Origin of the sequence: Pseudomonas sp. B21-048 (assembly GCF_024748615.1) — a bacterium.
In the GTDB taxonomy this organism is placed as follows: Bacteria; Pseudomonadota; Gammaproteobacteria; order Pseudomonadales; family Pseudomonadaceae; genus Aquipseudomonas.
The window spans coordinates 2,086,166-2,105,282 of sequence record NZ_CP087168.1 but is presented as its reverse complement, the minus strand read 5'-3'; the positions used below and the strand labels follow the sequence as shown (position 1 = coordinate 2,105,282).

General features: G+C 57.0%; 27 protein-coding genes. 6 read left to right on the top strand and 21 right to left on the bottom strand.

The features are described from left to right. Position 1: 1 nt before the first annotated feature. From pheS to thrS, 5 genes are all read right to left on the bottom strand, one after another. Positions 2-1,018, bottom strand: coding sequence for a phenylalanine--tRNA ligase subunit alpha (gene pheS, locus LOY56_RS09775; RefSeq protein WP_007905876.1), 1,017 nt, complete (start codon positions 1,016-1,018; stop codon positions 2-4). Between the two features lie 109 nt (positions 1,019-1,127). Next, the gene (rplT, locus tag LOY56_RS09770) at positions 1,128-1,484 is read right to left on the bottom strand and encodes a 50S ribosomal protein L20 (protein ID WP_007905879.1); all 357 of its coding nucleotides are present in this window, start codon (positions 1,482-1,484) and stop codon (positions 1,128-1,130) included. 28 nt (positions 1,485-1,512) lie between these two features. Next, positions 1,513-1,707 (bottom strand): 50S ribosomal protein L35, encoded by a 195-nt coding sequence (gene rpmI / locus LOY56_RS09765; protein ID WP_002553160.1) that lies wholly within the window; start codon positions 1,705-1,707, stop codon positions 1,513-1,515. Between the two features lie 60 nt (positions 1,708-1,767). Next, positions 1,768-2,319, bottom strand: coding sequence for a translation initiation factor IF-3 (gene infC, locus LOY56_RS09760; RefSeq protein WP_172435341.1), 552 nt, complete (start codon positions 2,317-2,319; stop codon positions 1,768-1,770). Then, positions 2,319-4,241: a threonine--tRNA ligase gene (gene thrS / locus LOY56_RS09755; RefSeq protein WP_258621328.1), complete on the bottom strand. Its 1,923-nt coding sequence runs from the start codon at positions 4,239-4,241 to the stop codon at positions 2,319-2,321. Before thrS ends, infC begins: the two co-directional genes overlap by 1 nt. Positions 4,242-4,615: 374 nt before the next feature. Here thrS and LOY56_RS09750 point away from each other — a divergent pair, with 374 nt between their 5' ends. Both LOY56_RS09750 and LOY56_RS09745 read left to right on the top strand, forming a co-directional pair. Then, complete coding sequence (locus LOY56_RS09750; protein WP_258621326.1) at positions 4,616-4,918, top strand: hypothetical protein; 303 nt, start codon at positions 4,616-4,618, stop codon at positions 4,916-4,918. A gap of 293 nt (positions 4,919-5,211) precedes the next feature. Then, positions 5,212-5,424 (top strand): cold-shock protein, encoded by a 213-nt coding sequence (locus tag LOY56_RS09745; RefSeq protein WP_007905882.1) that lies wholly within the window; start codon positions 5,212-5,214, stop codon positions 5,422-5,424. A gap of 72 nt (positions 5,425-5,496) precedes the next feature. Here LOY56_RS09745 and LOY56_RS09740 read toward each other — a convergent pair whose 3' ends face one another. Together LOY56_RS09740 and LOY56_RS09735 are read right to left on the bottom strand one after the other, a co-directional pair. Beyond that, positions 5,497-5,814, bottom strand: a complete 318-nt coding sequence (locus LOY56_RS09740; protein ID WP_258621324.1) for an I78 family peptidase inhibitor — start codon at positions 5,812-5,814, stop codon at positions 5,497-5,499. Between the two features lie 164 nt (positions 5,815-5,978). Beyond that, on the bottom strand, positions 5,979-6,284 hold the full coding sequence (locus tag LOY56_RS09735) for a hypothetical protein (protein ID WP_258621322.1): 306 nt from the start codon (positions 6,282-6,284) through the stop codon (positions 5,979-5,981). A 132-nt stretch (positions 6,285-6,416) separates the two neighbouring features. Between LOY56_RS09735 and LOY56_RS09730 the strand changes: the two genes are divergently transcribed. Next, the gene (locus LOY56_RS09730; protein ID WP_258621320.1) at positions 6,417-6,623 is read left to right on the top strand and encodes a hypothetical protein; all 207 of its coding nucleotides are present in this window, start codon (positions 6,417-6,419) and stop codon (positions 6,621-6,623) included. A gap of 38 nt (positions 6,624-6,661) precedes the next feature. On the opposite strand, the gene LOY56_RS09725 is transcribed toward LOY56_RS09730, so the two are convergent. From LOY56_RS09725 to LOY56_RS09690, 8 genes are all read right to left on the bottom strand, one after another. After that, positions 6,662-7,690 (bottom strand): nucleoside hydrolase, encoded by a 1,029-nt coding sequence (locus LOY56_RS09725; RefSeq protein WP_258621319.1) that lies wholly within the window; start codon positions 7,688-7,690, stop codon positions 6,662-6,664. A gap of 33 nt (positions 7,691-7,723) precedes the next feature. After that, entirely contained in the window at positions 7,724-8,128 is a 405-nt protein-coding gene (rbsD, locus tag LOY56_RS09720; RefSeq protein ID WP_258621317.1) for a D-ribose pyranase, read from the bottom strand. Continuing rightward, positions 8,125-9,042 carry a ribokinase gene (gene rbsK, locus LOY56_RS09715; protein ID WP_258621316.1) on the bottom strand — a complete coding sequence of 306 codons (918 nt, stop codon included), beginning with the start codon at positions 9,040-9,042 and terminating at the stop codon, positions 8,125-8,127. Before rbsK ends, rbsD begins: the two co-directional genes overlap by 4 nt. Before the next feature lie 90 nt (positions 9,043-9,132). Continuing rightward, positions 9,133-10,152, bottom strand: a complete 1,020-nt coding sequence (locus LOY56_RS09710; protein ID WP_258621314.1) for a LacI family DNA-binding transcriptional regulator — start codon at positions 10,150-10,152, stop codon at positions 9,133-9,135. Positions 10,153-10,155: 3 nt separating this feature from the next. After that, positions 10,156-11,133 carry an ABC transporter permease gene (locus tag LOY56_RS09705; protein ID WP_258621313.1) on the bottom strand — a complete coding sequence of 326 codons (978 nt, stop codon included), beginning with the start codon at positions 11,131-11,133 and terminating at the stop codon, positions 10,156-10,158. Then, positions 11,130-12,683 carry a sugar ABC transporter ATP-binding protein gene (locus LOY56_RS09700; RefSeq protein ID WP_258621312.1) on the bottom strand — a complete coding sequence of 518 codons (1,554 nt, stop codon included), beginning with the start codon at positions 12,681-12,683 and terminating at the stop codon, positions 11,130-11,132. Before LOY56_RS09700 ends, LOY56_RS09705 begins: the two co-directional genes overlap by 4 nt. A 55-nt stretch (positions 12,684-12,738) precedes the next feature. Beyond that, the gene (locus tag LOY56_RS09695; RefSeq protein WP_258621311.1) at positions 12,739-13,695 is read right to left on the bottom strand and encodes a sugar ABC transporter substrate-binding protein; all 957 of its coding nucleotides are present in this window, start codon (positions 13,693-13,695) and stop codon (positions 12,739-12,741) included. Between the two features lie 179 nt (positions 13,696-13,874). Continuing rightward, positions 13,875-14,327, bottom strand: coding sequence for a hypothetical protein (locus LOY56_RS09690; protein ID WP_258621310.1), 453 nt, complete (start codon positions 14,325-14,327; stop codon positions 13,875-13,877). A 231-nt stretch (positions 14,328-14,558) separates the two neighbouring features. Here LOY56_RS09690 and LOY56_RS09685 point away from each other — a divergent pair, with 231 nt between their 5' ends. Continuing rightward, a complete protein-coding gene (locus LOY56_RS09685) occupies positions 14,559-14,828 on the top strand; it encodes a DUF1654 domain-containing protein (protein ID WP_258622598.1) in 270 nt (89 codons plus the stop codon). 4 nt (positions 14,829-14,832) lie between these two features. Continuing rightward, on the top strand, positions 14,833-15,522 hold the full coding sequence (locus LOY56_RS09680; RefSeq protein WP_258621309.1) for an endonuclease I family protein: 690 nt from the start codon (positions 14,833-14,835) through the stop codon (positions 15,520-15,522). Positions 15,523-15,596: 74 nt separating this feature from the next. Here the strand turns inward: LOY56_RS09680 and LOY56_RS09675 are convergent, their stop codons facing one another. Further along, complete coding sequence (locus tag LOY56_RS09675) at positions 15,597-15,962, bottom strand: SPOR domain-containing protein (protein WP_258621308.1); 366 nt, start codon at positions 15,960-15,962, stop codon at positions 15,597-15,599. 249 nt (positions 15,963-16,211) lie between these two features. Here LOY56_RS09675 and csrA point away from each other — a divergent pair, with 249 nt between their 5' ends. Continuing rightward, positions 16,212-16,406 carry a carbon storage regulator CsrA gene (gene csrA / locus LOY56_RS09670; RefSeq protein WP_007905913.1) on the top strand — a complete coding sequence of 65 codons (195 nt, stop codon included), beginning with the start codon at positions 16,212-16,214 and terminating at the stop codon, positions 16,404-16,406. Positions 16,407-16,594: 188 nt separating this feature from the next. On the opposite strand, the gene LOY56_RS09665 is transcribed toward csrA, so the two are convergent. The 5 genes from LOY56_RS09665 to LOY56_RS09645 form a co-directional block, all read right to left on the bottom strand. Next, positions 16,595-17,050 carry a DUF2214 family protein gene (locus LOY56_RS09665; protein WP_258621307.1) on the bottom strand — a complete coding sequence of 152 codons (456 nt, stop codon included), beginning with the start codon at positions 17,048-17,050 and terminating at the stop codon, positions 16,595-16,597. Between the two features lie 209 nt (positions 17,051-17,259). Further along, on the bottom strand, positions 17,260-17,739 hold the full coding sequence (locus tag LOY56_RS09660) for a hypothetical protein (protein WP_258621306.1): 480 nt from the start codon (positions 17,737-17,739) through the stop codon (positions 17,260-17,262). 164 nt (positions 17,740-17,903) lie between these two features. Then, the gene (locus tag LOY56_RS09655) at positions 17,904-18,371 is read right to left on the bottom strand and encodes an RcnB family protein (protein WP_258621305.1); all 468 of its coding nucleotides are present in this window, start codon (positions 18,369-18,371) and stop codon (positions 17,904-17,906) included. A 212-nt stretch (positions 18,372-18,583) separates the two neighbouring features. Continuing rightward, complete coding sequence (locus LOY56_RS09650) at positions 18,584-18,808, bottom strand: hypothetical protein (RefSeq protein ID WP_258621304.1); 225 nt, start codon at positions 18,806-18,808, stop codon at positions 18,584-18,586. Positions 18,809-18,820: 12 nt separating this feature from the next. Further along, entirely contained in the window at positions 18,821-19,036 is a 216-nt protein-coding gene (locus LOY56_RS09645) for a DUF6021 family protein (protein WP_258621302.1), read from the bottom strand. Positions 19,037-19,117: the final 81 nt, after the last annotated feature.

Sequence of the window (19,117 nt, the reverse complement as noted above, 5' to 3'; positions counted from 1 at the left end):
ACTAGCGAAATTGCGCGAGGAACCGCAAGTCGTTGTCGAAGAACAGACGCAAGTCGTTCACGCCGTAACGCAGCATGGCCAGACGCTCAACGCCCATGCCGAAGGCAAAGCCCGAAAACTCTTCCGGGTCGATCCCGGACATACGCAGCACATTCGGGTGAACCATGCCGCAGCCCATGACTTCCAGCCAGCCAGTCTGCTTGCAGACGCGGCAGCCTTTACCGCTGCACATCACGCATTCCATGTCGACTTCAGCGGATGGCTCAGTGAACGGGAAGTACGAAGGACGGAAACGCACGGCCAGTTCTTTTTCGAAGAACACGCGCAGGAACTCTTCGATGGTGCCTTTCAGGTCCGCGAAATTGATATCGCGGTCGACCAGCAGGCCTTCGACCTGGTGGAACATCGGGGAGTGAGTGATATCGGAGTCGCTACGGTACACACGGCCTGGGCAGACGATGCGGATCGGCGGCTGTTTCGATTCCATGGTGCGGACCTGTACCGGCGAGGTATGGGTGCGCAGCAACATGTTGGCATTGAAATAGAAGGTGTCATGCATCGACCGGGCCGGGTGATGGCCTGGGATGTTGAGCGCTTCGAAGTTGTGATAGTCGTCTTCGACCTCAGGGCCTTCGGCGATGCCGTAGCCGATGTGAGTGAAGAACTGTTCAATACGTTCCAGAGTGCGAGTAACCGGATGCAGACCACCGGAGGTCTGACCGCGGCCAGGCAGGGTCACGTCAATGGACTCGGCGGACAGTTTGGCGGCCAGGTCGGCCTCTTCAAACAGTGCCTTGCGCGCATTGAGAACCTCTGTGACACGCTCCTTGGCAACGTTGATCAGCGCGCCGACTTGCGGGCGCTCTTCTGCCGGCAAATTCCCCAGGGTCTTCATCACCTGAGTCAATTCGCCCTTTTTGCCAAGGTAGTGAACCCGGATTTGCTCCAGGGCATTGATATCTTCAGCGCTTTGCACAGCCTCTAGTGCTTGAGAGACGAGCGCATCCAGGTTTTCCATGTACAGACTCCAGATACAAAATAGGGGAAGAGCTTGAAGGCTCTTCCCCTATTTATGACGTTTAACACCTGGCCTCACAGAGGTGAGGCCGGGTGACTGTCGGGGGTACTTAAGCCAAGGTGGCTTTAGCTTTCTCGACAATCGCAGCAAACGCCGCTTTTTCGTTCACTGCCAGATCAGCCAGAACCTTACGGTCGATCTCGATGGACGCTTTTTTCAGGCCAGCGATGAAACGGCTGTAGGACAGACCGTTGATACGTGCACCAGCGTTGATACGAGCGATCCACAGAGCGCGGAACTGACGTTTTTTCTGACGACGGTCACGGTAGGCGTATTGGCCTGCCTTGATTACCGCTTGCTTGGCAACACGGAATACGCGCGAGCGAGCGCCGTAGTAGCCTTTAGCAAGTTTCAGAATTTTTTTGTGACGTTTACGGGCAATGACGCCACGCTTTACACGAGCCATGAGTTACTTCCTCTATTCTTGACTAAAATTAACGAAGGCGCAGCATGCGCTCGACTTTTGCCACGTCAGACGGATGCAGCAAGCTGCTACCGCGCAGTTGACGCTTACGCTTGGTCGACATTTTAGTCAGGATGTGGCTCTTGAAAGCGTGCTTGTGCTTGATACCGTTAGCAGTTTTCAGAAACCGCTTAGCAGCACCACTTTTCGTTTTCATCTTTGGCATGTTCGGATACTCCGCATTCAGTTGATAAACATAATCAGAAGGCCTGCCGTGCCCTGTTGATTACTTCTTCTTTTTCGGGGCGATGACCATGATCAGCTGGCGTCCTTCCATCTTAGGATGCTGTTCGACCGAACCGTACTCGAGCAAGTCACCTTCAACTCGCTTGAGGAGTTCCATCCCCAGCTCCTGGTGGGCCATCTCACGGCCGCGGAATCGCAAGGATACCTTGGCCCTGTCCCCATCACTCAGGAAACGTACCAGGTTGCGCAGTTTTACCTGGTAATCCCCTTCCTCCGTCCCTGGACGAAACTTGATTTCTTTAACCTGAATCTGCTTCTGGTTTTTCTTGGCCGCGGCAATCTGCTTCTTCTTCTCGAAGATCGACTTGCCGTAGTCCATCAGTTTGCAAACAGGGGGCACTGCATCGGCGGAAATTTCCACCAAATCCAGTTTGGCCTCTTCAGCCTTAAGAAGCGCGTCTTCAATTGACACAATCCCAAGCTGTTCACCTTCAGCCCCAATTAACCGAACCTCGCGTGCCGAGATATTCTCGTTGATCGGGGCTTTCGGTGCAGCTCGTTTATCTTGTCTCATTTCACGCTTAATAATAATTACTCCGAATCTGGGCGACCACGCCGGGAAACCGCTTGCGCGAGAAACTCAGCGAACTGGGCGACGGGCATCGAGCCCAGGTCAGCACCTTCACGAGTACGCACAGCGACAGTCTGCATCTCGACTTCCCGATCTCCGATAACCAAGAGATAGGGAACCTTGAGCAAAGTATGCTCGCGGATTTTAAAGCCGATCTTTTCATTTCTCAAGTCAGACTTGGCACGAAATCCGCTTTCATTGAGGGTTTTTTCAACCTCGGCGGCAAAATCAGCCTGTTTATCAGTGATATTCATGATCACTGCCTGGGTCGGAGCCAGCCACGCAGGGAATGCACCCTCGTAGTGCTCGATCAGGATTCCGACGAAACGTTCGAAGGACCCAAGGATCGCCCGGTGCAACATAACCGGGTGCTTGCGACTGTTGTCTTCGGAGACGTATTCGGCCCCAAGACGGATAGGCAGGTTAAAATCGAGCTGAAGGGTACCACACTGCCAGACGCGGCCAAGGCAATCTTTCAGAGAGAATTCAATCTTCGGACCATAGAACGCACCCTCGCCCGGCTGCAGATCGTACGGCAGGCCAGCGCTATCAAGGGCTGCGGCCAATGCCGCTTCGGCGCGATCCCACAACTCGTCGGAACCGACGCGTTTTTCCGGACGAGTGGACAGTTTCATCTCGACGTCTTTAAAGCCGAAGTCGGCATAGACGTCCATGGTCAACTTGATGAATGCGGCGGATTCGGCCTGCATCTGCTCTTCAGTACAGAAGATGTGAGCATCGTCCTGAGTGAAGGCGCGAACGCGCATGATGCCGTGCAGCGCACCCGATGGCTCGTTACGGTGGCAGGCACCGAACTCGGCCAGACGCATCGGCAGCTCGCGATAGCTTTTCAGGCCCTGATTGAATACCTGCACGTGGCACGGGCAGTTCATCGGCTTGATGGCGTAGTCGCGGTTTTCGGACTGCGTGGTGAACATGTTGTCGGCGTAGTTGGCCCAGTGCCCGGATTTCTCCCACAGGCTGCGGTCAACGACTTGTGGAGTTTTGATCTCCAGATAGCCGTTGTCGCGCTGAACCTTGCGCATGTACTGTTCGAGCACCTGGTACAGAGTCCAGCCATTCGGGTGCCAGAACACCATGCCCGGCGACTCTTCCTGGGTGTGGAACAGGCCCAGACGCTTGCCGATCTTGCGGTGATCGCGCTTTTCAGCTTCTTCGATGCGCTGGATGTAAGCCGCCAGCTGCTTCTTGTCCGCCCATGCAGTGCCGTAAACGCGCTGCAATTGCTCGTTCTTGGCATCGCCACGCCAGTAGGCGCCGGACAGCTTGGTCAGCTTGAAGGATTTCAGGAAACGCGTGTTTGGCACGTGCGGACCGCGGCACATGTCGACGTATTCTTCGTGATAGTACAGGCCCATGGCCTGCTCGTTCGGCATGTCCTCGACCAGACGCAGCTTGTAGTCTTCGCCGCGGGCCTTGAACACTTCGATCACTTCGGCGCGCGGAGTGACTTTCTTGATCACGTCGTAATCTTTCTCGATCAGCTGCTGCATGCGCTGTTCGATGGCGGCCAGGTCGTCCGGCGTAAAAGGACGCTCGAAGGCAATGTCGTAATAGAAGCCTTCGTCGATGACCGGACCGATGACCATCTTGGCCGTCGGGTACAACTGCTTGACCGCATGGCCAACCAGGTGGGCGCAAGAGTGGCGAATGATCTCCAGCCCCTCTTCATCCTTTGGCGTAATGATTTGCAGCGAGGCATCGCTGTCAATGATGTCGCTGGCGTCGACCAGCTTGCCATTGACTTTACCGGCCACGGTGGCCTTGGCCAGACCGGCACCGATGGATGCTGCGATCTCGGCTACGGAAACCGGGTGATCGAATGAACGTTGACTGCCGTCGGGAAGAGTAATAGTTGGCATGGCGCCTCCTCTCCTAGTGGTGACCCCTACCAAAGGTCACGTGGGTTGGGATGAGCCAGTACAAGATCCGATCCAGGCCATTCAATGACGAACGCCTGCCTTACAGCGGCAGGAGCCTTGCGGCCAACCGGAAAACCGAACCAGAGTGACTGGGATTCAAATCAGGGTTATTCGCGCCTCTGCCGCTGCCGGGACTGAAGGTCATCCGGAGCCTGCAAATGCCCGAGCAGGGCATGCTAGCACAGATGAACGGTCGTCGCGGTGGCAAGGTTTTCTGCTGGGGCAAATCAGGCATTTTTATGCCAGAGTACTGAACTAGAACCCCGCTTTACCCCTCAGATATCAAGACATTGACCCAAAAGGAGCATCCCAGCATGCGTCTGAATCGTTTATTCGCCGTCGTCGCACCCGTCGTCCTGTTGCTGCCGCTGGCTGCCCATGCCGATTGGCCAAAGGGCGAGCGCGAGAAATACATGGCTCAGTGCACTGAAGCGGCCACTCCGCAGATTGGTGCTGCGGCAGCCAAGTCCCACTGCGCATGCGGTGCCGACGCGATCAAATCTTACCCGGCCAGCGACATTCAGGCTTTGATGGATAACAAGGCCAGCCCTGAACTGCAACAGAAGGCACTGGGCAAAATCGCCGCCTGCAAGGTGGATAACAAGGCGAAAAAATAAGCTCGACAGGACGCCTTGAAGGCCTTCAACACTGGTGAAAAGTGCCAGAAAACAGCTTTTTCATGCAAGTCATGCAGGTTTTTTCAGCTTTTTTTAATGTCTTTATTTTTGGCTGAAAGCCTTTTAAACCGGGGCTTTCAGCCATACGAAGCAACAAAGAAAACGCGACTGCAGGGCAAACAGCGCACCCGGGGGGCTCCCAAAGCGAACATTTCGACTATGATACTCCGGTGTGCCCAGTTGGCCTGAGCAGCACAGTACTACTGAAAATATATGTTTCTTGGAGATACACCATGTCTAATCGCCAAACCGGCACCGTTAAATGGTTCAACGATGAAAAAGGCTTCGGCTTCATCACTCCTCAAGGTGGCGGTGACGACCTGTTCGTACACTTCAAAGCTATCGAAAGCGACGGTTTCAAAAGCCTGAAAGAAGGCCAGACCGTTTCCTTCGTGGCTGAGAAAGGCCAAAAGGGTATGCAAGCTGCACAAGTCCGCGCAGAGTAATTTTCTGCCGCACTAAAAAAACCCCGTCCATGTGACGGGGTTTTTTATGAGCGAAACAAAAGCCTGAAGCAATCAGCCGCAGTTGACGCGGGTGACCACCAGGTTGTTGTCGGTGTTCAGGTTCAGACGATCGGAGCGGTACTCCAGAGTCACCATGTCGTTTGGCTTGAGGAACCGGGCATTCTGCGCGCCTGCGCGGGTACGTGCCTGATCCAGTAATTCGGGCGAGGCCTTTTTGCCAATAGTGAATTCGGCCGCCTTTGCTTCACATCGGCTGTGGCCGGTATCGGTCGCCACAGGGTCCTTTGCCGACTCGGTGGACGTACTGCTGCAACCGGCCAGCAGGATGGCAGCCAACAAAGAACCCAATGACGCGAGCTTCCAAGGCATGAAGCCTCCTTCATTCAATAATTAAACAGAGATCGTGCGACCGCCATTCTGGCGTTTGGTTTCAGGGCGGGCGCTATCGCCCAGCCCTCGATCCAGACAGCCAAGAGTGTGCCTGAGCATCGGCAAGCCGTTCATCCCTCAATCGTGACTGAATATGAACGTGATCAGTAAACATCGATGTAGTCGAAAGGTGGCGCTGGCCAATTCTGCTTGAGCGCATTGAAAATCTGCATGACCCAGACCTCGTCGCTGGCCGCGACCAATCCGACATAACCGGCCCCCTTGGCCCAGGTCTCCAGGCGAAACAGCAACCCGTCGATGTCCGTGCCGCCCACAATGCCCGACGAAATATAGGCGATACCGCCCTTGGTGACCCGCAACTGAGTGTGTTCATCATCGCTGGCAGAAGCCAGCAGCTGACGCACCGCTTCGAGGGTCAAGCCGTCAGGAGTGTTCAAATCGATCTGCACAGCACGGTCCTTGAAAAATCTTCAAAGACCAAGTGTCGCATAGCCCTCCCCTCATGCCTAAGTCGGAGTGCCAAACGCCCCGCAAAATGGTTAACTCGACATTCAGACTGTCCCGACATCACGAGCACCATCATGACCACCGTAAGTATCGACGCCGACATCAAAGCCAAGTGGCCACAAGGCCACAGCTCTTACAGCCCGGGTAGCCCGGAAGAGTTGGCGATCATTGGTATCGATTTGCTGGTCAAGGAACTGGGGACGCAAGCCGCCCAGATGTTCATCACACAGGTGCTCGAGAAGTACCCCGCCGACTATATGGGCGCAACAGAGACCGAGTAGCGTCAAACCCCGCAGGCTGGCACCTGCGGGGTTATGGCTTACTTCAGACGAGCCAGACGCTGGGTCAGCAGGTCGAAGAAGCCCTGAGCGTCGCCGCTTTCAACCCAGAAGGCATTTTTCGGTGCCTTCAGGCCGTCATACCAGTCGACAATGGTCTGGCCGAAGGTCGGCCCTTCGCGACTATCAACCACTACGTTGACCGAACGCCCCGTGAACAGCTCTGGCTTGAGCAGGTAAGCGATGACGGTGGCGTCATGCACCGGGCCACCCGGAATGCCGTAGTGCTCCATGTCACCTTTGACGTACTCGTTGAGAATATCGCCCACCAGCTTGCTGGCATTGTTGTTCAGGGCGGCGATCTGCTTCAGACGCGCTTCACTGGTCAGAATCTTGTGGGTCACGTCCAGCGGCAAGTAAGTCAGCTTGACGCCACTTTTCAGCACCACTTCCGCCGCCTGAGGGTCGGCGAACAGGTTGAATTCGGCCACAGGGGTGATGTTGCCACCATTGAAGTGCGCACCGCCCATGATCACCACTTCCTTGATGCCCTGAACGATTTCGGGCTCCTGGATCAGTGCCAGGGCCAGGTTGGTCTGTGGACCGAGCATGGCGATGGTGATGCTGTGGGGTTTGGCGGTCTTCAGGGTATCGATCAGATAATTGACCGCATTGCCTTCGGCCAGGCCTTTCTTCGGCTCGTGCACGGTGACACCCGACAAGCCTTCCTTGCCGTGGATGTTCTCGGCATAGATTGGCGTGCGCATCATTGGTTTTGGCGCACCTGCGTAAACAGGCACCTCCTCACGCCCTGCCCACTCACGGGCCAGACGCGCATTACGCGAGGTCTTGTCCAGACGCACGTTGCCCGCAACGGTGGTCAGCGCACGAATGTTCAGTTCTTCCGGCGATGCCAGGGCAAACAGCAAAGCGACCACGTCATCGGCACCCGGATCGGTGTCGATGATCAAGTCGATCTTTTCCGCCGCTTGGGCGCTTGTTGCGCTAATCAGGGACAAAAGCAGCAGACTCCGGAGCAGGTGGTGCAGTTTCTGAGCATAGCGGTGCATGGCGCACTCCTTGTGCGTGGGAAGAATGGAAAGTTAGAACGTTACGCCAGCCACCAACACGATGTTGCAGTACGGCTGACATTCGCCTGTACGAATAATCGCCCGTGCTTGTCGGCTGAGTACTTTGAATTGGTCATGACTGAGCAGTTCACGCCGACCCAGCGCACCTTCGGCATTCAGTTCATCCAGCGTGCTCAAGGCCGACGGTTTCTTGTCCAGAATTTCCTGGGCCAGCACATGGCTTTCGACCTGCATTTCGCTGAGTACGACCTTCAAGGTACTGACGAAATCCGGAATCCCGTGGGTCAAGGCCAGGTCGATCAATTCAACACCGGGTGGAACCGGCAGGCCGGCATCGCCGATCACGACCGTGTCGCCATGGCCCAGGGAGGCGATCAGCCGCGACAGCGCGACGTTGAGCAAAGGGGTCTTTTTCATGGTGCTTTAAAGGCCTGTACGTCGGACAAGGTGGGAATCGAAGGTTGCGCGCCAGCCCGGGTGACCGACAGCGCAGCGGCGACCTGGCCGAAGCGGATCGCCTCGTCCTCGCTTTTGCCGGCCGCCAAGGCTGCTGCGAAACCACCGACGAATGTGTCGCCAGCCGCGGTGGTGTCTACCGCCTTTACTTTCGGCGCCGGGAAATGCTCGATGCGTTTGCCATCGGTGAACAGTGATCCTTGAGAACCCAGGGTGATGATCACTTTGCCGGCGCCCATGGCGATCAAGCGGGTCGCGGCGGTTTCGGCGGTGCTCAGGGAGTCCACCGGCAAACCGCTCAAGGCCGAGGCTTCGCTTTCATTGGGGATCAGGTAATCGATGGCCGCATACCAATCCGCCGGCAGAGGACGACTGGCCGGCGCCGGATTGAGAATCACGGTTTTACCCAGCTCACGACCGCGCTTCAGCGCATGGCCGACCGTGGCATCCGGTACTTCCAGCTGACAGATGATGACATCCGCCGCTTGTAACACCGCGTCGAAACGGTCGATCACTTCGGGCGTGAGCGCACCATTGGCACCGGCAACAATCACGATCGCGTTCTGACTGTTGTCATCGACCACGATCAACGCCACGCCACTGGAATCTTCAACCGTACTGACCGCCCGGCAATCAATCTGCTCGGCCAACAACGCCCCGCGCAGCGCTTCGCCATAGGCGTCGCTGCCGACGCAACCGACCATCGACACCTGCGCGCCCAGCCGCACCGCGGCCACGGCCTGGTTCGCGCCCTTGCCGCCGGAAACCGTGGTAAACGATTGGCCGATCAGCGTTTCACCACCACGGGGCAGCCGTGGCGCCCGGGTTACCAGGTCCATGTTCAGGCTGCCTATTACCGCTACTTTTGCTGGCATACATCACTCGTCAATTCTGTTTCTGCGGTGCTTTTTGGTTTCAGTGCTTTCGGTTTCAGCAGTGCTTTTTGTTTAGCGGTACTTTCGATTTCAGCGAAATTGGACGAACACACCAGCCAGCGGCGCAGTCGATTCTCGCAAGACAATACTGGGCGTCACGATGCGCTGATCGGTCGCCAGGTCCGGCGTGGCGATCCTGCGCAACAGCACTTCGGCCGCCATCTCGCCAAGCTGCAGGATCGACTGGCCCACGGTGGTCAGCGCCGGATAGACGTAACGGCTCATCTGGATATCGTCGAAGCCGATCACCGACAGTTCGGTGGGCACACGAATATTGCGCTCGGCGGCGGCGCGCAACACACCGATGCCGATCATGTCGTTGCCGGCGAAGATTGCGCTGGGTGGGTTCTTTTCCAACAGGATCGCGGCGGCGTTGTAACCGCCGATGCTGGTGAAGTCGCTTTCCAGCATGCGCTCGCGCGGCACTTCGACGCACGCTTCTCTCAAGGCGCGGCAATAACCGGCCAGACGCATCTGCGCCACGCTGGTACTTGCCGGCCCACCAATCGTGGCGATGTCCCGGTGCCCCAACTCCAGCAGATGCCGGGTCGCCAGATAAGCGCCGTATTCATGATCGATACGCACTAGATCGGCATCGAGGCCTTCAAGCCCTCGGTCGACAATCACCATTGGCGTACGCACACCCGCCAGACCTTCAGCCAGGCCGCTGTCACCACCGGCCGAGGCAACGATCAAGCCGTCGATGCGTTTTTCCAGCAACACGCGAAGGTAGCTGCGTTGTTTGTCCGGGTTGTCGTCGGAGTTGCAGAGGATGACGCAATAGCCGTTGCGCTCGCAGTAATCCTCGATGCCACGAGCCAACTCGGCGAAGTATGGGTTGAGGCTATTAGGCACCAGCAGGCCGATGGTCGCGGTGGTTTTCGCTTTCAACGACCGGGCCACGGCACTGGGCACGTAGTCGAGGCGCTTGATCGCCGCCTCGACCTTGATCCGCACTTCTTCACTGACCGGCCGCGTCTTGTTCACCACGTGGGAAACCGTGGTGTAGGAAATGCCCGCGAGTGCCGCTACATCCTTGATGGTTGCCATGACTCAGGTCCGCCGGCTTGCGCGCTGACTGCGATAAGTATCGAGCACCACCGCCACCACGATCACCGCACCGGTGATGATGCGTTTGGTGGGTTCGGTCGCGCCGATCTGCGCCAGACCGGCCGCCAGTACCGAGATGATCAGGACGCCGAAAAATGTACTGATGACCGAGCCGCGCCCGCCCATCAGGCTGGTGCCGCCGATCACGACCGCGGCGATCACTTGCAGCTCCAGACCGGAGCCGGCATTCGGGTCCGCTGCTTCCAGGCGCGAAATCTGAAACAACGCCGCGATACCGGCCAGCAGCCCCATCAGGCTGAACACCAGGATCTTGTAGGGCTTCGGATTGATCCCCGCCAGGCGCACTGCCTCTTCGTTGGTGCCGATGCCGATCAGGTACCGACCGAACACCGTGCGCGTCAGCACGGCCTGGGCGATGAAGATAATCAGCAAGGCAATGATGAATGACGGCGAGATGCCGAACGCGATCGGATTGGACAGCCAGGCGAAAGCATCACCGATGTAGGCGGTGCGCGAACCGGTCATCTGATACGCCAGGCCCCGCGCCATTTCCAGCACGCCGAGGGACACGATGAACGACGGAATCCGCCACGCCACGGTGATCGAGCCGGTGATCGTCCCGGCCAATGCCGCTACCGCCATGCCGAGCAAGGACGCAGGCAAGACGCTCCAGCCCCAACCGAGAATCGCCACGCTGACCGCCGAGGCCGCGAGCGCCAGCACCGACCCCACCGACAAGTCGATACCGCCGATGATCAATACGAAGGTCATGCCGACCGCCAGCACCATCAAATCAGGAATCTGGTTGGCCAGGGTGCTGAAGGTGTCGTAAGACAGGAAATGGCTGCTCAGGATCGAGAACAGCGCGACCATCGCCAGCAAGGCACCGGCCAGGCCCAGATAAGCGCCGAGGCCATAAAAGTTGCCACTACGTTTTCCGGCCAAAGATGCAGTATTCATGGAAGATCCCTAGGCGTTGCTTCATTGAGCAACGCATCACGTTTTTGGTAGCCGGCGAACGCGGCGGCAAGCAAATCATCCTGGGTCCAGCTGTCACGCTCGAAGGTATCGATCAGACGCCCTGCTGACAGCACTCCAATGCGGTCACAGATCAGCATCAATTCGCGCAGGTCGCTGGACACCACTACCAGCGCCTTGCCCTGACGGGTCAACTCTCCGAGCAATGTATAGATGTCGAACTTGGCGCCGACGTCGATGCCGCGGGTCGGCTCATCGAACAGCATCACCGTGCAGTCGCGCTCCAGCCAACGGCCGATGACGACTTTCTGCTGATTGCCGCCGGACAATTGCGAGACCAATTGCGCCGGGCTGGAACTGCGAATGCGCATGGCGTTGATCTGACGCTGGGCCAGAGACATCTCATCACCGTTATTGACGAAGCCACCGCTGGAAATCATCGGCATATTGCCCAAGGCAATGTTGGCGCTGATCGATTGCGTCAGCAGCAGGCCTTCGCCCTTGCGGTCTTCGGTTATCAGGGCGATGCCATGACCAACCGCATCGGCCGGCGAACGAATATTCACCACCTGAGCCGATGCCCCCAGCGCGACGGTGCCACTGTCGGCTGTATCGGCGCCGAAGATCAGACGCAGCAACTCGGTTCGCCCTGCCCCGATCAAACCGGAAATCCCGAAAACCTCACCGGCGCGTACTTCGAAGGACACATCGCTGACTTTGTCAGAACGGGTCAGTCCTTTGACCGTCAAGGCCGGCGCGCCAATCTTGCGCGGCCCCATGTCGATGTGCTCGCCCAATTCACGACCGACCATCAGGGTGACCAGTTGCTCGCTGTTGTAATTGGCCATCGGCTCAACACAGACCAGGTTGCCGTCGCGCAATACCGCGATGCGCTGAGCCACCCGTGCCAGTTCTTCGAGGCGGTGGGAAATGTAGATGATCGACACGCCCCGGGCTTGCAGGCGAGTGATCTGCTCGAACAGCATTTCGACTTCACGGGCCGTCAGCATTGCTGTCGGCTCGTCGAGGATCAGCACGTGGCAATCGCCGATCAGATTGCGGGCGATCTCCACCATCTGCTGATGGCCAATCCCCAGTTCGCCGACCAGGGTATCCGGATCAATGGCGTCGAGGCCGACCTGAGCCATGGCCTCGATCGCCGCCTTGCGCAGTTGCTTGCGGCTGATCCATCCACCATGGCTGGGCAGGTTGTCGAGAAACAGGTTTTCCGCCACCGACAACGTCGGCAACAGATTGAGTTCTTGCATGACCATGCGGATGCCCAGCTCTTCGGCCTGGCTCCGGCTGCCAGGACGGTAATCCTGCCCCTGGAATTGCATCTGGCCGGTGGTCGGCGTGACCAGTCCGCCAATGATCTTCGACAGCGTGCTTTTACCGGCGCCATTCTCGCCGGTCAGCGCCAGCACTTCACCGCGCATCAGCGTCAGGTCGATACCGGTGAGGACGGGTTGGGCATAAGTCTTACCGATACCGCTGACCGAGAGGACAGCGTTCGGGGCGCAAACTGACATAAAAACTCTCCATGTGCTCGCCCAAGAGGCGAGCACCGTTGTGTCGCCAGAAGGACTACTGGGTAACCAGCTCTACCGGAGTTTCGATGACGCCGTTGACGCCGCTATCGACTTTCTTGCCGTTGATGATGTTCAGCGCCGTCTCGATGCCGAACACCGCTTGCCGGGCAGCAAACTGGTCGGCGGTGGCCAGGACGCGGCCATCCTTGAGCATTGGCTTGATGGCGTTGATGTTGTCGTAACCGACCACTTGCACCTTGCCGGCCTTGCCCGCCGCGCGCACGGCAGATACTGCGCCGACGGCCATGCTGTCGTTGCCGGCCAACAGGGCCTTGATGTTCGGGTATTCGCTGAGCATCGACGAGGCAACCTTGCCGCCCTTGTCGATTTCCCAATCGCCGGACTGCAGGGACACGACTTTGATCTGCGCCGCTTCCATCGCATCCTTGAAGCCCGCCGTGCGCTGCTGGGCGTTGGTGGTAGTGGAAACGCCTTCGATGATGCCGACTTCGTCACCGGCCTTCAGCTGTTTGGCCAGGTACTCACCCACCAGACGCGCGCCTTTGCGGTTGTCCGGGCCTACGAACGGAACGGTGATGTTTTTGCTTTTGACCACAGCCGGGTCCAGCTGGTTATCGATATTGATCACGGTGATGCCGGCATCGACCGCTTTTTTGATGACCGGAACCATGGCCTTGGAATCTGCCGGAGCGATGACCAATGCGTTGACCTTGGACAAAATCATTTGCTCGACGATGCGCGTCTGGCCGGCCGTGTCCGTTTCGTCCTTGATGCCGTTGGAGATCAGCTCGAAGTCGCCGGAGTGGTCTTTCTGGTAAGCCTTGGCGCCGTCTTCCATGGTCAGGAAGAATTCGTTGGCCAGGGATTTCATGACCAGCGCGACTTTAGGTTTTTCAGGGGTTTCGGCGAAAGCCGAAGAGACGGGCAAAGCGGCGGATGCCGCAGCCAGCATTGCGACAGCGAGAAGACGTCCAGCGAATGGCAGCTTCATGGGTTCACTCCGATCTTATGATTATTCTGAGCAACGCTTGCGCTAGACCCTGCCCTTACGGGATAAAGCCATCAAAGGCGACCACGCAAACGTTTGCGTAGACCGAACTATGCGAACCCTGTCGAAATTTGTCAACGACCTGTTTTGTGTCTCGATTGGCAAAAGCCAACCCTTTTGCATCACGCCGTGGTGCTGACCAGATTGCCACTGCTGGAACCCTTGGCCAGCTCTTTGACCAGATTGCCTGTCACTTGCGCGAGCGCACCGCTGGTATCGGCGATTTGCCCCTGAATCGACATGACAGCGGTGGCTTTGGCTTCCGGGGTCGGATAATTCGCTGCCTGAGCGGCTGCGAGTTGCTGCTGCTGTTCGCGCAGTTGCTGCTGCAGTTCCTGCATGCGCTTGAGCAGTACCTGCACCGCAACACTTTGATTGCTGCTTTTTTCGGATTTGGTTTCGCCCTGAGCCTGCGCACCGCCACCGGTTCTGACCTGGTTGTCGCTACCCTCCTCTTCACCCAACGCTTGAGCCGAGGCGTCGGACGTCGCTTCACTCAAGGTGTTGATGGTCGCTGGGGACTTGCCCGCGATAGTGATTGCGCCTGCATTTGGAAAACCGACAGTAAACGACATTTGAACTCCTGAAAAAGATCCCTTTAAAGGAGCATCGACCTGCGCGCGGGTTTCTTTAGCATTGATATTTATCAATCGGGCATCGCCGTACCACTCGCCAGACCAGGCGAGCGGTACATGACCGTTTCCGATAAAAATTTTCCCACAGCCCTACACCAAACGGAAAAAAACACTGTCAGAGGATTTCTTGAATTTTAAGAAGTTGCGAAAATGCCTACAGTTAAATACTGTATGCACGTACAGCTTAATAAGGATAAGTCCGTGGCTACAACCTCCGTCTCGCCTGACACCTATGAACGCCTGGGCACGCGCGTTCAGAAGATCATCAATTCCCCCACCGCTCAGAAAGCCAAAGCTGCACTGATCTTTCGTCTTCCGGACGAACCTATGGATGAGTGGGAGCGCTTGCTCGAAGAAATCGACGAGAACGACAACGTCACCCTCGCCCATCGTGACGATGGCGGTGTGCAGATTTTCTGGGTTGTGCCGAAGGAAGATTGAGTCAATGAGTGTCCGCGGGTTTGCTTTACTACTACTATTCATCACCCTCGGCGCTCAGGCTGGCGCCCCACGCACCTTCGATGAAGCCAAGAAAGTCGCGTGGAAGTTATACGCTCCGCAATCCACCGAGTTTTATTGCGGCTGCAAATACACCGGCAACCGTGTCGACCTCGCCGCCTGCGGTTATTTGCCGCGTAAAAACGCCAAGCGAGCCTCGCGAATCGAGTGGGAACACATTGTCCCGGCCTGGCAGATCGGCCATCAGCGCGAGTGCTGGCAACAAGGCGGTCGCAAGAACTGCACCCGGTACGACCCGACCTATCAAAAAGCCGAGGCCGATTTGCACAATCTTGTACCCAGCATCGGCGAAGTGAATGGCGATCGCAGCAACTTCAGCTTCGGCTGGTTGCCCGTGCAATCGGGTCAATACGGTTCGTGCCTGACACAGGTCGACTTCAAAGCGAAGAAGGTCATGCCCCGCCCTTCCATTCGCGGCATGATCGCCCGGACTTACTTCTACATGAGCAAGCAGTACGGCTTGCGCCTTTCAAAACAGGATCGGCAACTGTATGAAGCCTGGAACAAGACCTATCCGGTGCAAGCCTGGGAACGTCAGCGCAATCAGCGCGTGGCGTGTGTGATGGGGCGCGGCAACGAGTTTGTCGGCTCGGTAAACATGAAAATCTGCGGCTGACCTGCCGCTGAAAATGCAAAGGCCCGGGGCATCACACCCCAGGCTTTTGTTCGTTTCTATCCCGCCGCTTTTGGTTATTGAACCGTTGGATGTTCGACCACCAGCGACTCGATATTCCTTTTCTTTGCCCGGGTGAGCGCTGCTGTCAATTCAGCTTGCCTGGCTTGTGCCTCGGTTTTCGAATTAAACGGCCCTATCAGGATACGAACCTTTCCATTCTCCCTGATGACGTTGGAAACGAAGCTATGCTCAATCAACCAGCCGCTCAGGTCGCTGACCGCCTGGGGGGTTTCGCCACGCACCTCGACGTCCCATTGTGGACCGGTTGTCGCGGCGGGGGCGGAAACGACTGCCGGTTGCGGCTTTTGAGCGTCAACCCCCTTACCCTCATCGCACCCGGCCAGCGTCAGTATTGCGATTACCAAGGCCATTTTGCGCACAACGCTTCCCTCTGAATGCTGAAAGCGGCGATTTTAACACTCATGCATCCTTTACGAACGCCGCAAAATGGGCGCAAAACAACGAGAAGGATGGTTGCAGCCTCTGTATAGTTACGCCTTGGGAATTAATGCAGCATCTGCGCGTCAGAAAGAGGCACCCAAACCGCGAGACTTCGCACTAATCTATACCTATACCGACCTCTGCACTGTCCGAATCAGGTGCCCTACAAAGCAATCAAGGAGAAAACCATGCTGATACTCACCCGCAAAGTCGGTGAAAGCATAAACATTGGTGACAATATTACGATCACCATTCTGGGCGTTAGCGGCCAGCAAGTCAGAATTGGCATCAACGCCCCGAAAGACGTTGCGGTGCATCGCGAAGAGATCTATCAACGCATTCAGGCTGGCCTGACCGCTCCGGACAAGCCGCAAACACCCTGAATCCTGCTGTAGTCAGTAGCCAGCCCATTCAGCTTCGAATATCGGCTGGCTAGAGATTCAAGCACCGCCTCGCGTCCCCAGTCTCTCTTTGCGATCCATCGCGACGGGAGCCGATATTAACGCCCTGTCTCATACCATGACTGTCAGACGTTTCGGATTTGCTGCGAGAAAGAGCTTTTTCCTTCCGGCTAACCAAACGTTACCCAACGCGCCATGCCCGTGGCGGCCACGACCATCAGCACCAGCAGCAGCGCTTCGATATGACTGATACGGGCAAACAGCGTTGCGCGCCCGGTATCGATAGCGGCCCCACGCCCCAGTGCAATCCGCCATTTGATCAGCGCCACCATCGGCGCAATTTCAAGCAACAGAATAAAGACAAAAAGCGTCATTTTGAGATGAAACAACGGTTGGTGAAGATAGTAGTCGGTGCCTTTTTCATACCCGCCAAAGGCTCGCATGGCGCCGGTGATCAGTAGAGTGACGGCAGAGATCCCCCACAGATTATCCGCTATCAAAACATTGCGTGCTTCCCCCACCCCGGCAATCAGGCGACGTAAAGCCATGCCCCGGGTCAGTACCGCCCAGAACCCCAGCGCAAAGGCCAAGAGGTGAATCGCCGCCAGAAACCAGTGAGCCAGCATCGACATACTCCTTACAGACGAGTTGAATCAGCCTTACAGTAGTAGTCCATCGGAGGAAATTTGCCCACGCACGTAGCTTCGCTGATCATCCGCACACCCTCCGCCAAGGCGCCACTATGCCGGGTGCTTCAACGTCAGGCTCACTTGGAAAATAGCGAGCACAAAAAAGCCGGGGTCCTGATGGATACCCGGCTTTGAGAGTACTGGGCTTAATCGATTCTTTTTGAAATCGAAGTGCGAGCGTTACTCAACCCTTTCGTATTGTGATCGCCAGGCTTGGTGGCCGAAATGGCAGAGGCCTTCGCCACCCCTCGCGTGTCTTTGGAATGGGCAATGCCCGAAGTGACTGAACCTCGGCCGCGATCACCGTTACGATCACTACCGTAGTGGTTGCCACTGATGCCATGGTCCCGAACAGCCCTGCCTGCATGATCACTGCTCAAGCCATCGCCGCGGCCATTGCTGACGCCACCGGAATGACCGGAGCCACCCTGGCCGCCGCTGCCACCATGACCGCCGCCATTGCCACCACCGTTACCGCCACCGCCACCGCCGTTACCGCCACCACCGCCACCGCCCTTCGCATAGGCAGAACTCATGATGGACAGATCAGCGGGCAACAATGGAGCGGCTGCCAGCATCATCACGCATGACATGACCGCTGCAAAACGCTTGTTTTTTAATAACATGGTGGGGTTCCGTGAGGTTGATATTGCACGGAATAACTGACCGTTTCGACCCCATACAGTTCAAAAGCCGACGACCAACGGGCAAGCAATGCGCTGTTATCGAACAACCCATTGCTCCCGTGATTCATGCTGGGGACACGATTGAAAGGTGTCGCTTCTTCACCTCAATCAAAAGCGCCGTTGAGAACCTCATAGATAATACCGGTAGCGATCGCGACCAATATCAAGTCAGTGCCAGCCTGTCGCCACTCGTAGCCATCGTAATGCGGAAGCCTGCCCAGCAATCGGCCATCGAGTTTTTTGGCGATCCCCGGCGGTAGCGGTTTTCCGCGGGCGAGATTTTTTTGAATGCCGGGTGGCAAGGCGGGCCCTGGGCTCCAGTAATCGCGATACCCCCCTACGATGCCAAGGACACTCCCGTGGTTGATGCTCGGGCCGTGACTCCAATCGTCACCTCCTGAGCCTTTGCCTTTGTTCCCATGGCCGGGATTGCCATGATCCTGGATATTTTGTGGGGTTCCCTTGCCGCTTCCCTGGCCTTTGCCGTTTCCCGGGTCGGCCAATACAGTCGCTGAACCAGACACCAAGGCAAGACACGTCATAGCGGCAATCAACGAGCGAGATTTAAACATATCCGTTCTCTCAGAAAGGGGATGCCTCTGCAATGTAGACGGTTATGGCTGTTTGGGTTCAGAAACCGTCTTGAGTGAAAGAGCACCGAGCTGGCGCTTCGAAGCTGCGTTTTGCAAAAATATTATGAATCGCAGTCCGCCTTACATTTTCCCCCTGCCTGACACACACCAACGAAAAGCCCCGAATATTCGGGGCTTTTTTTGTCCGGCATTCAATCATTCGGCAATGGCATCTGATCGTCATCCGGAATGCCATCTCCGGCACTCGGGTCTTTCCAGCCCTGCGGATGCTTTGTTGGCAACACTGTCGGTCTGGCTAACGGGTCTCTCAACGGGCTGTCCGGATCCATCACCGGATCCAGATCCGCTTCAGGGGTTGTGGGAACACTGTCTGGAGGATCTGGACGTTTGTCGTCGAAGCTCGAATCGGTAGACATAAGCACCTCTGACTAGGTCTTGGGTTTCAGATCGCCGAGTGGATCGTAAGGCTTGGCCGGCGCCTTCTTGTCATTTTCGCCCGGTTTTACATCCTTGGGCGCCTTGGCAGGTCCAAGGGGGTCGACCTGAGGATCGGCGAGGTCCGGCGAATCGGGGTCGAACCCCAATTCAGTATCGGACGAATGCTCAGACGAGTGCGGGCCGACAGGAGTATTGGAATGAGCCATGGGCGCCTCCTTGGTCATGGCCCGGATAAAACCCGGGCCCTTTAATTAAGAGACCAACAAGGCTGAGTAGTGCCCCGCAGA

Bases quoted from the DNA above. Each gene is read 5' to 3' on its own strand.
- pheS (WP_007905876.1), bottom strand. From the start codon at position 1,018: ATGGAAAACCTGGATGCGCTCGTCTCTCAAGCACTAGAGGCTGTGCAA.
- rplT (WP_007905879.1), bottom strand. From the start codon at position 1,484: ATGGCTCGTGTAAAGCGTGGCGTCATTGCCCGTAAACGTCACAAAAAA.
- rpmI (WP_002553160.1), bottom strand. From the start codon at position 1,707: ATGCCAAAGATGAAAACGAAAAGTGGTGCTGCTAAGCGGTTTCTGAAA.
- thrS (WP_258621328.1), bottom strand. From the start codon at position 4,241: ATGCCAACTATTACTCTTCCCGACGGCAGTCAACGTTCATTCGATCAC.
- LOY56_RS09750 (WP_258621326.1), top strand. From the start codon at position 4,616: ATGCGTCTGAATCGTTTATTCGCCGTCGTCGCACCCGTCGTCCTGTTG.
- LOY56_RS09745 (WP_007905882.1), top strand. From the start codon at position 5,212: ATGTCTAATCGCCAAACCGGCACCGTTAAATGGTTCAACGATGAAAAA.
- LOY56_RS09740 (WP_258621324.1), bottom strand. From the start codon at position 5,814: ATGCCTTGGAAGCTCGCGTCATTGGGTTCTTTGTTGGCTGCCATCCTG.
- LOY56_RS09730 (WP_258621320.1), top strand. From the start codon at position 6,417: ATGACCACCGTAAGTATCGACGCCGACATCAAAGCCAAGTGGCCACAA.
- LOY56_RS09725 (WP_258621319.1), bottom strand. From the start codon at position 7,690: ATGCACCGCTATGCTCAGAAACTGCACCACCTGCTCCGGAGTCTGCTG.
- rbsD (WP_258621317.1), bottom strand. From the start codon at position 8,128: ATGAAAAAGACCCCTTTGCTCAACGTCGCGCTGTCGCGGCTGATCGCC.
- rbsK (WP_258621316.1), bottom strand. From the start codon at position 9,042: ATGCCAGCAAAAGTAGCGGTAATAGGCAGCCTGAACATGGACCTGGTA.
- LOY56_RS09710 (WP_258621314.1), bottom strand. From the start codon at position 10,152: ATGGCAACCATCAAGGATGTAGCGGCACTCGCGGGCATTTCCTACACC.
- LOY56_RS09705 (WP_258621313.1), bottom strand. From the start codon at position 11,133: ATGAATACTGCATCTTTGGCCGGAAAACGTAGTGGCAACTTTTATGGC.
- LOY56_RS09700 (WP_258621312.1), bottom strand. From the start codon at position 12,683: ATGTCAGTTTGCGCCCCGAACGCTGTCCTCTCGGTCAGCGGTATCGGT.
- LOY56_RS09695 (WP_258621311.1), bottom strand. From the start codon at position 13,695: ATGAAGCTGCCATTCGCTGGACGTCTTCTCGCTGTCGCAATGCTGGCT.
- LOY56_RS09690 (WP_258621310.1), bottom strand. From the start codon at position 14,327: ATGTCGTTTACTGTCGGTTTTCCAAATGCAGGCGCAATCACTATCGCG.
- LOY56_RS09685 (WP_258622598.1), top strand. From the start codon at position 14,559: ATGCACGTACAGCTTAATAAGGATAAGTCCGTGGCTACAACCTCCGTC.
- LOY56_RS09680 (WP_258621309.1), top strand. From the start codon at position 14,833: ATGAGTGTCCGCGGGTTTGCTTTACTACTACTATTCATCACCCTCGGC.
- csrA (WP_007905913.1), top strand. From the start codon at position 16,212: ATGCTGATACTCACCCGCAAAGTCGGTGAAAGCATAAACATTGGTGAC.
- LOY56_RS09665 (WP_258621307.1), bottom strand. From the start codon at position 17,050: ATGCTGGCTCACTGGTTTCTGGCGGCGATTCACCTCTTGGCCTTTGCG.
- LOY56_RS09660 (WP_258621306.1), bottom strand. From the start codon at position 17,739: ATGTTATTAAAAAACAAGCGTTTTGCAGCGGTCATGTCATGCGTGATG.
- LOY56_RS09655 (WP_258621305.1), bottom strand. From the start codon at position 18,371: ATGTTTAAATCTCGCTCGTTGATTGCCGCTATGACGTGTCTTGCCTTG.
- LOY56_RS09650 (WP_258621304.1), bottom strand. From the start codon at position 18,808: ATGTCTACCGATTCGAGCTTCGACGACAAACGTCCAGATCCTCCAGAC.
- LOY56_RS09645 (WP_258621302.1), bottom strand. From the start codon at position 19,036: ATGGCTCATTCCAATACTCCTGTCGGCCCGCACTCGTCTGAGCATTCG.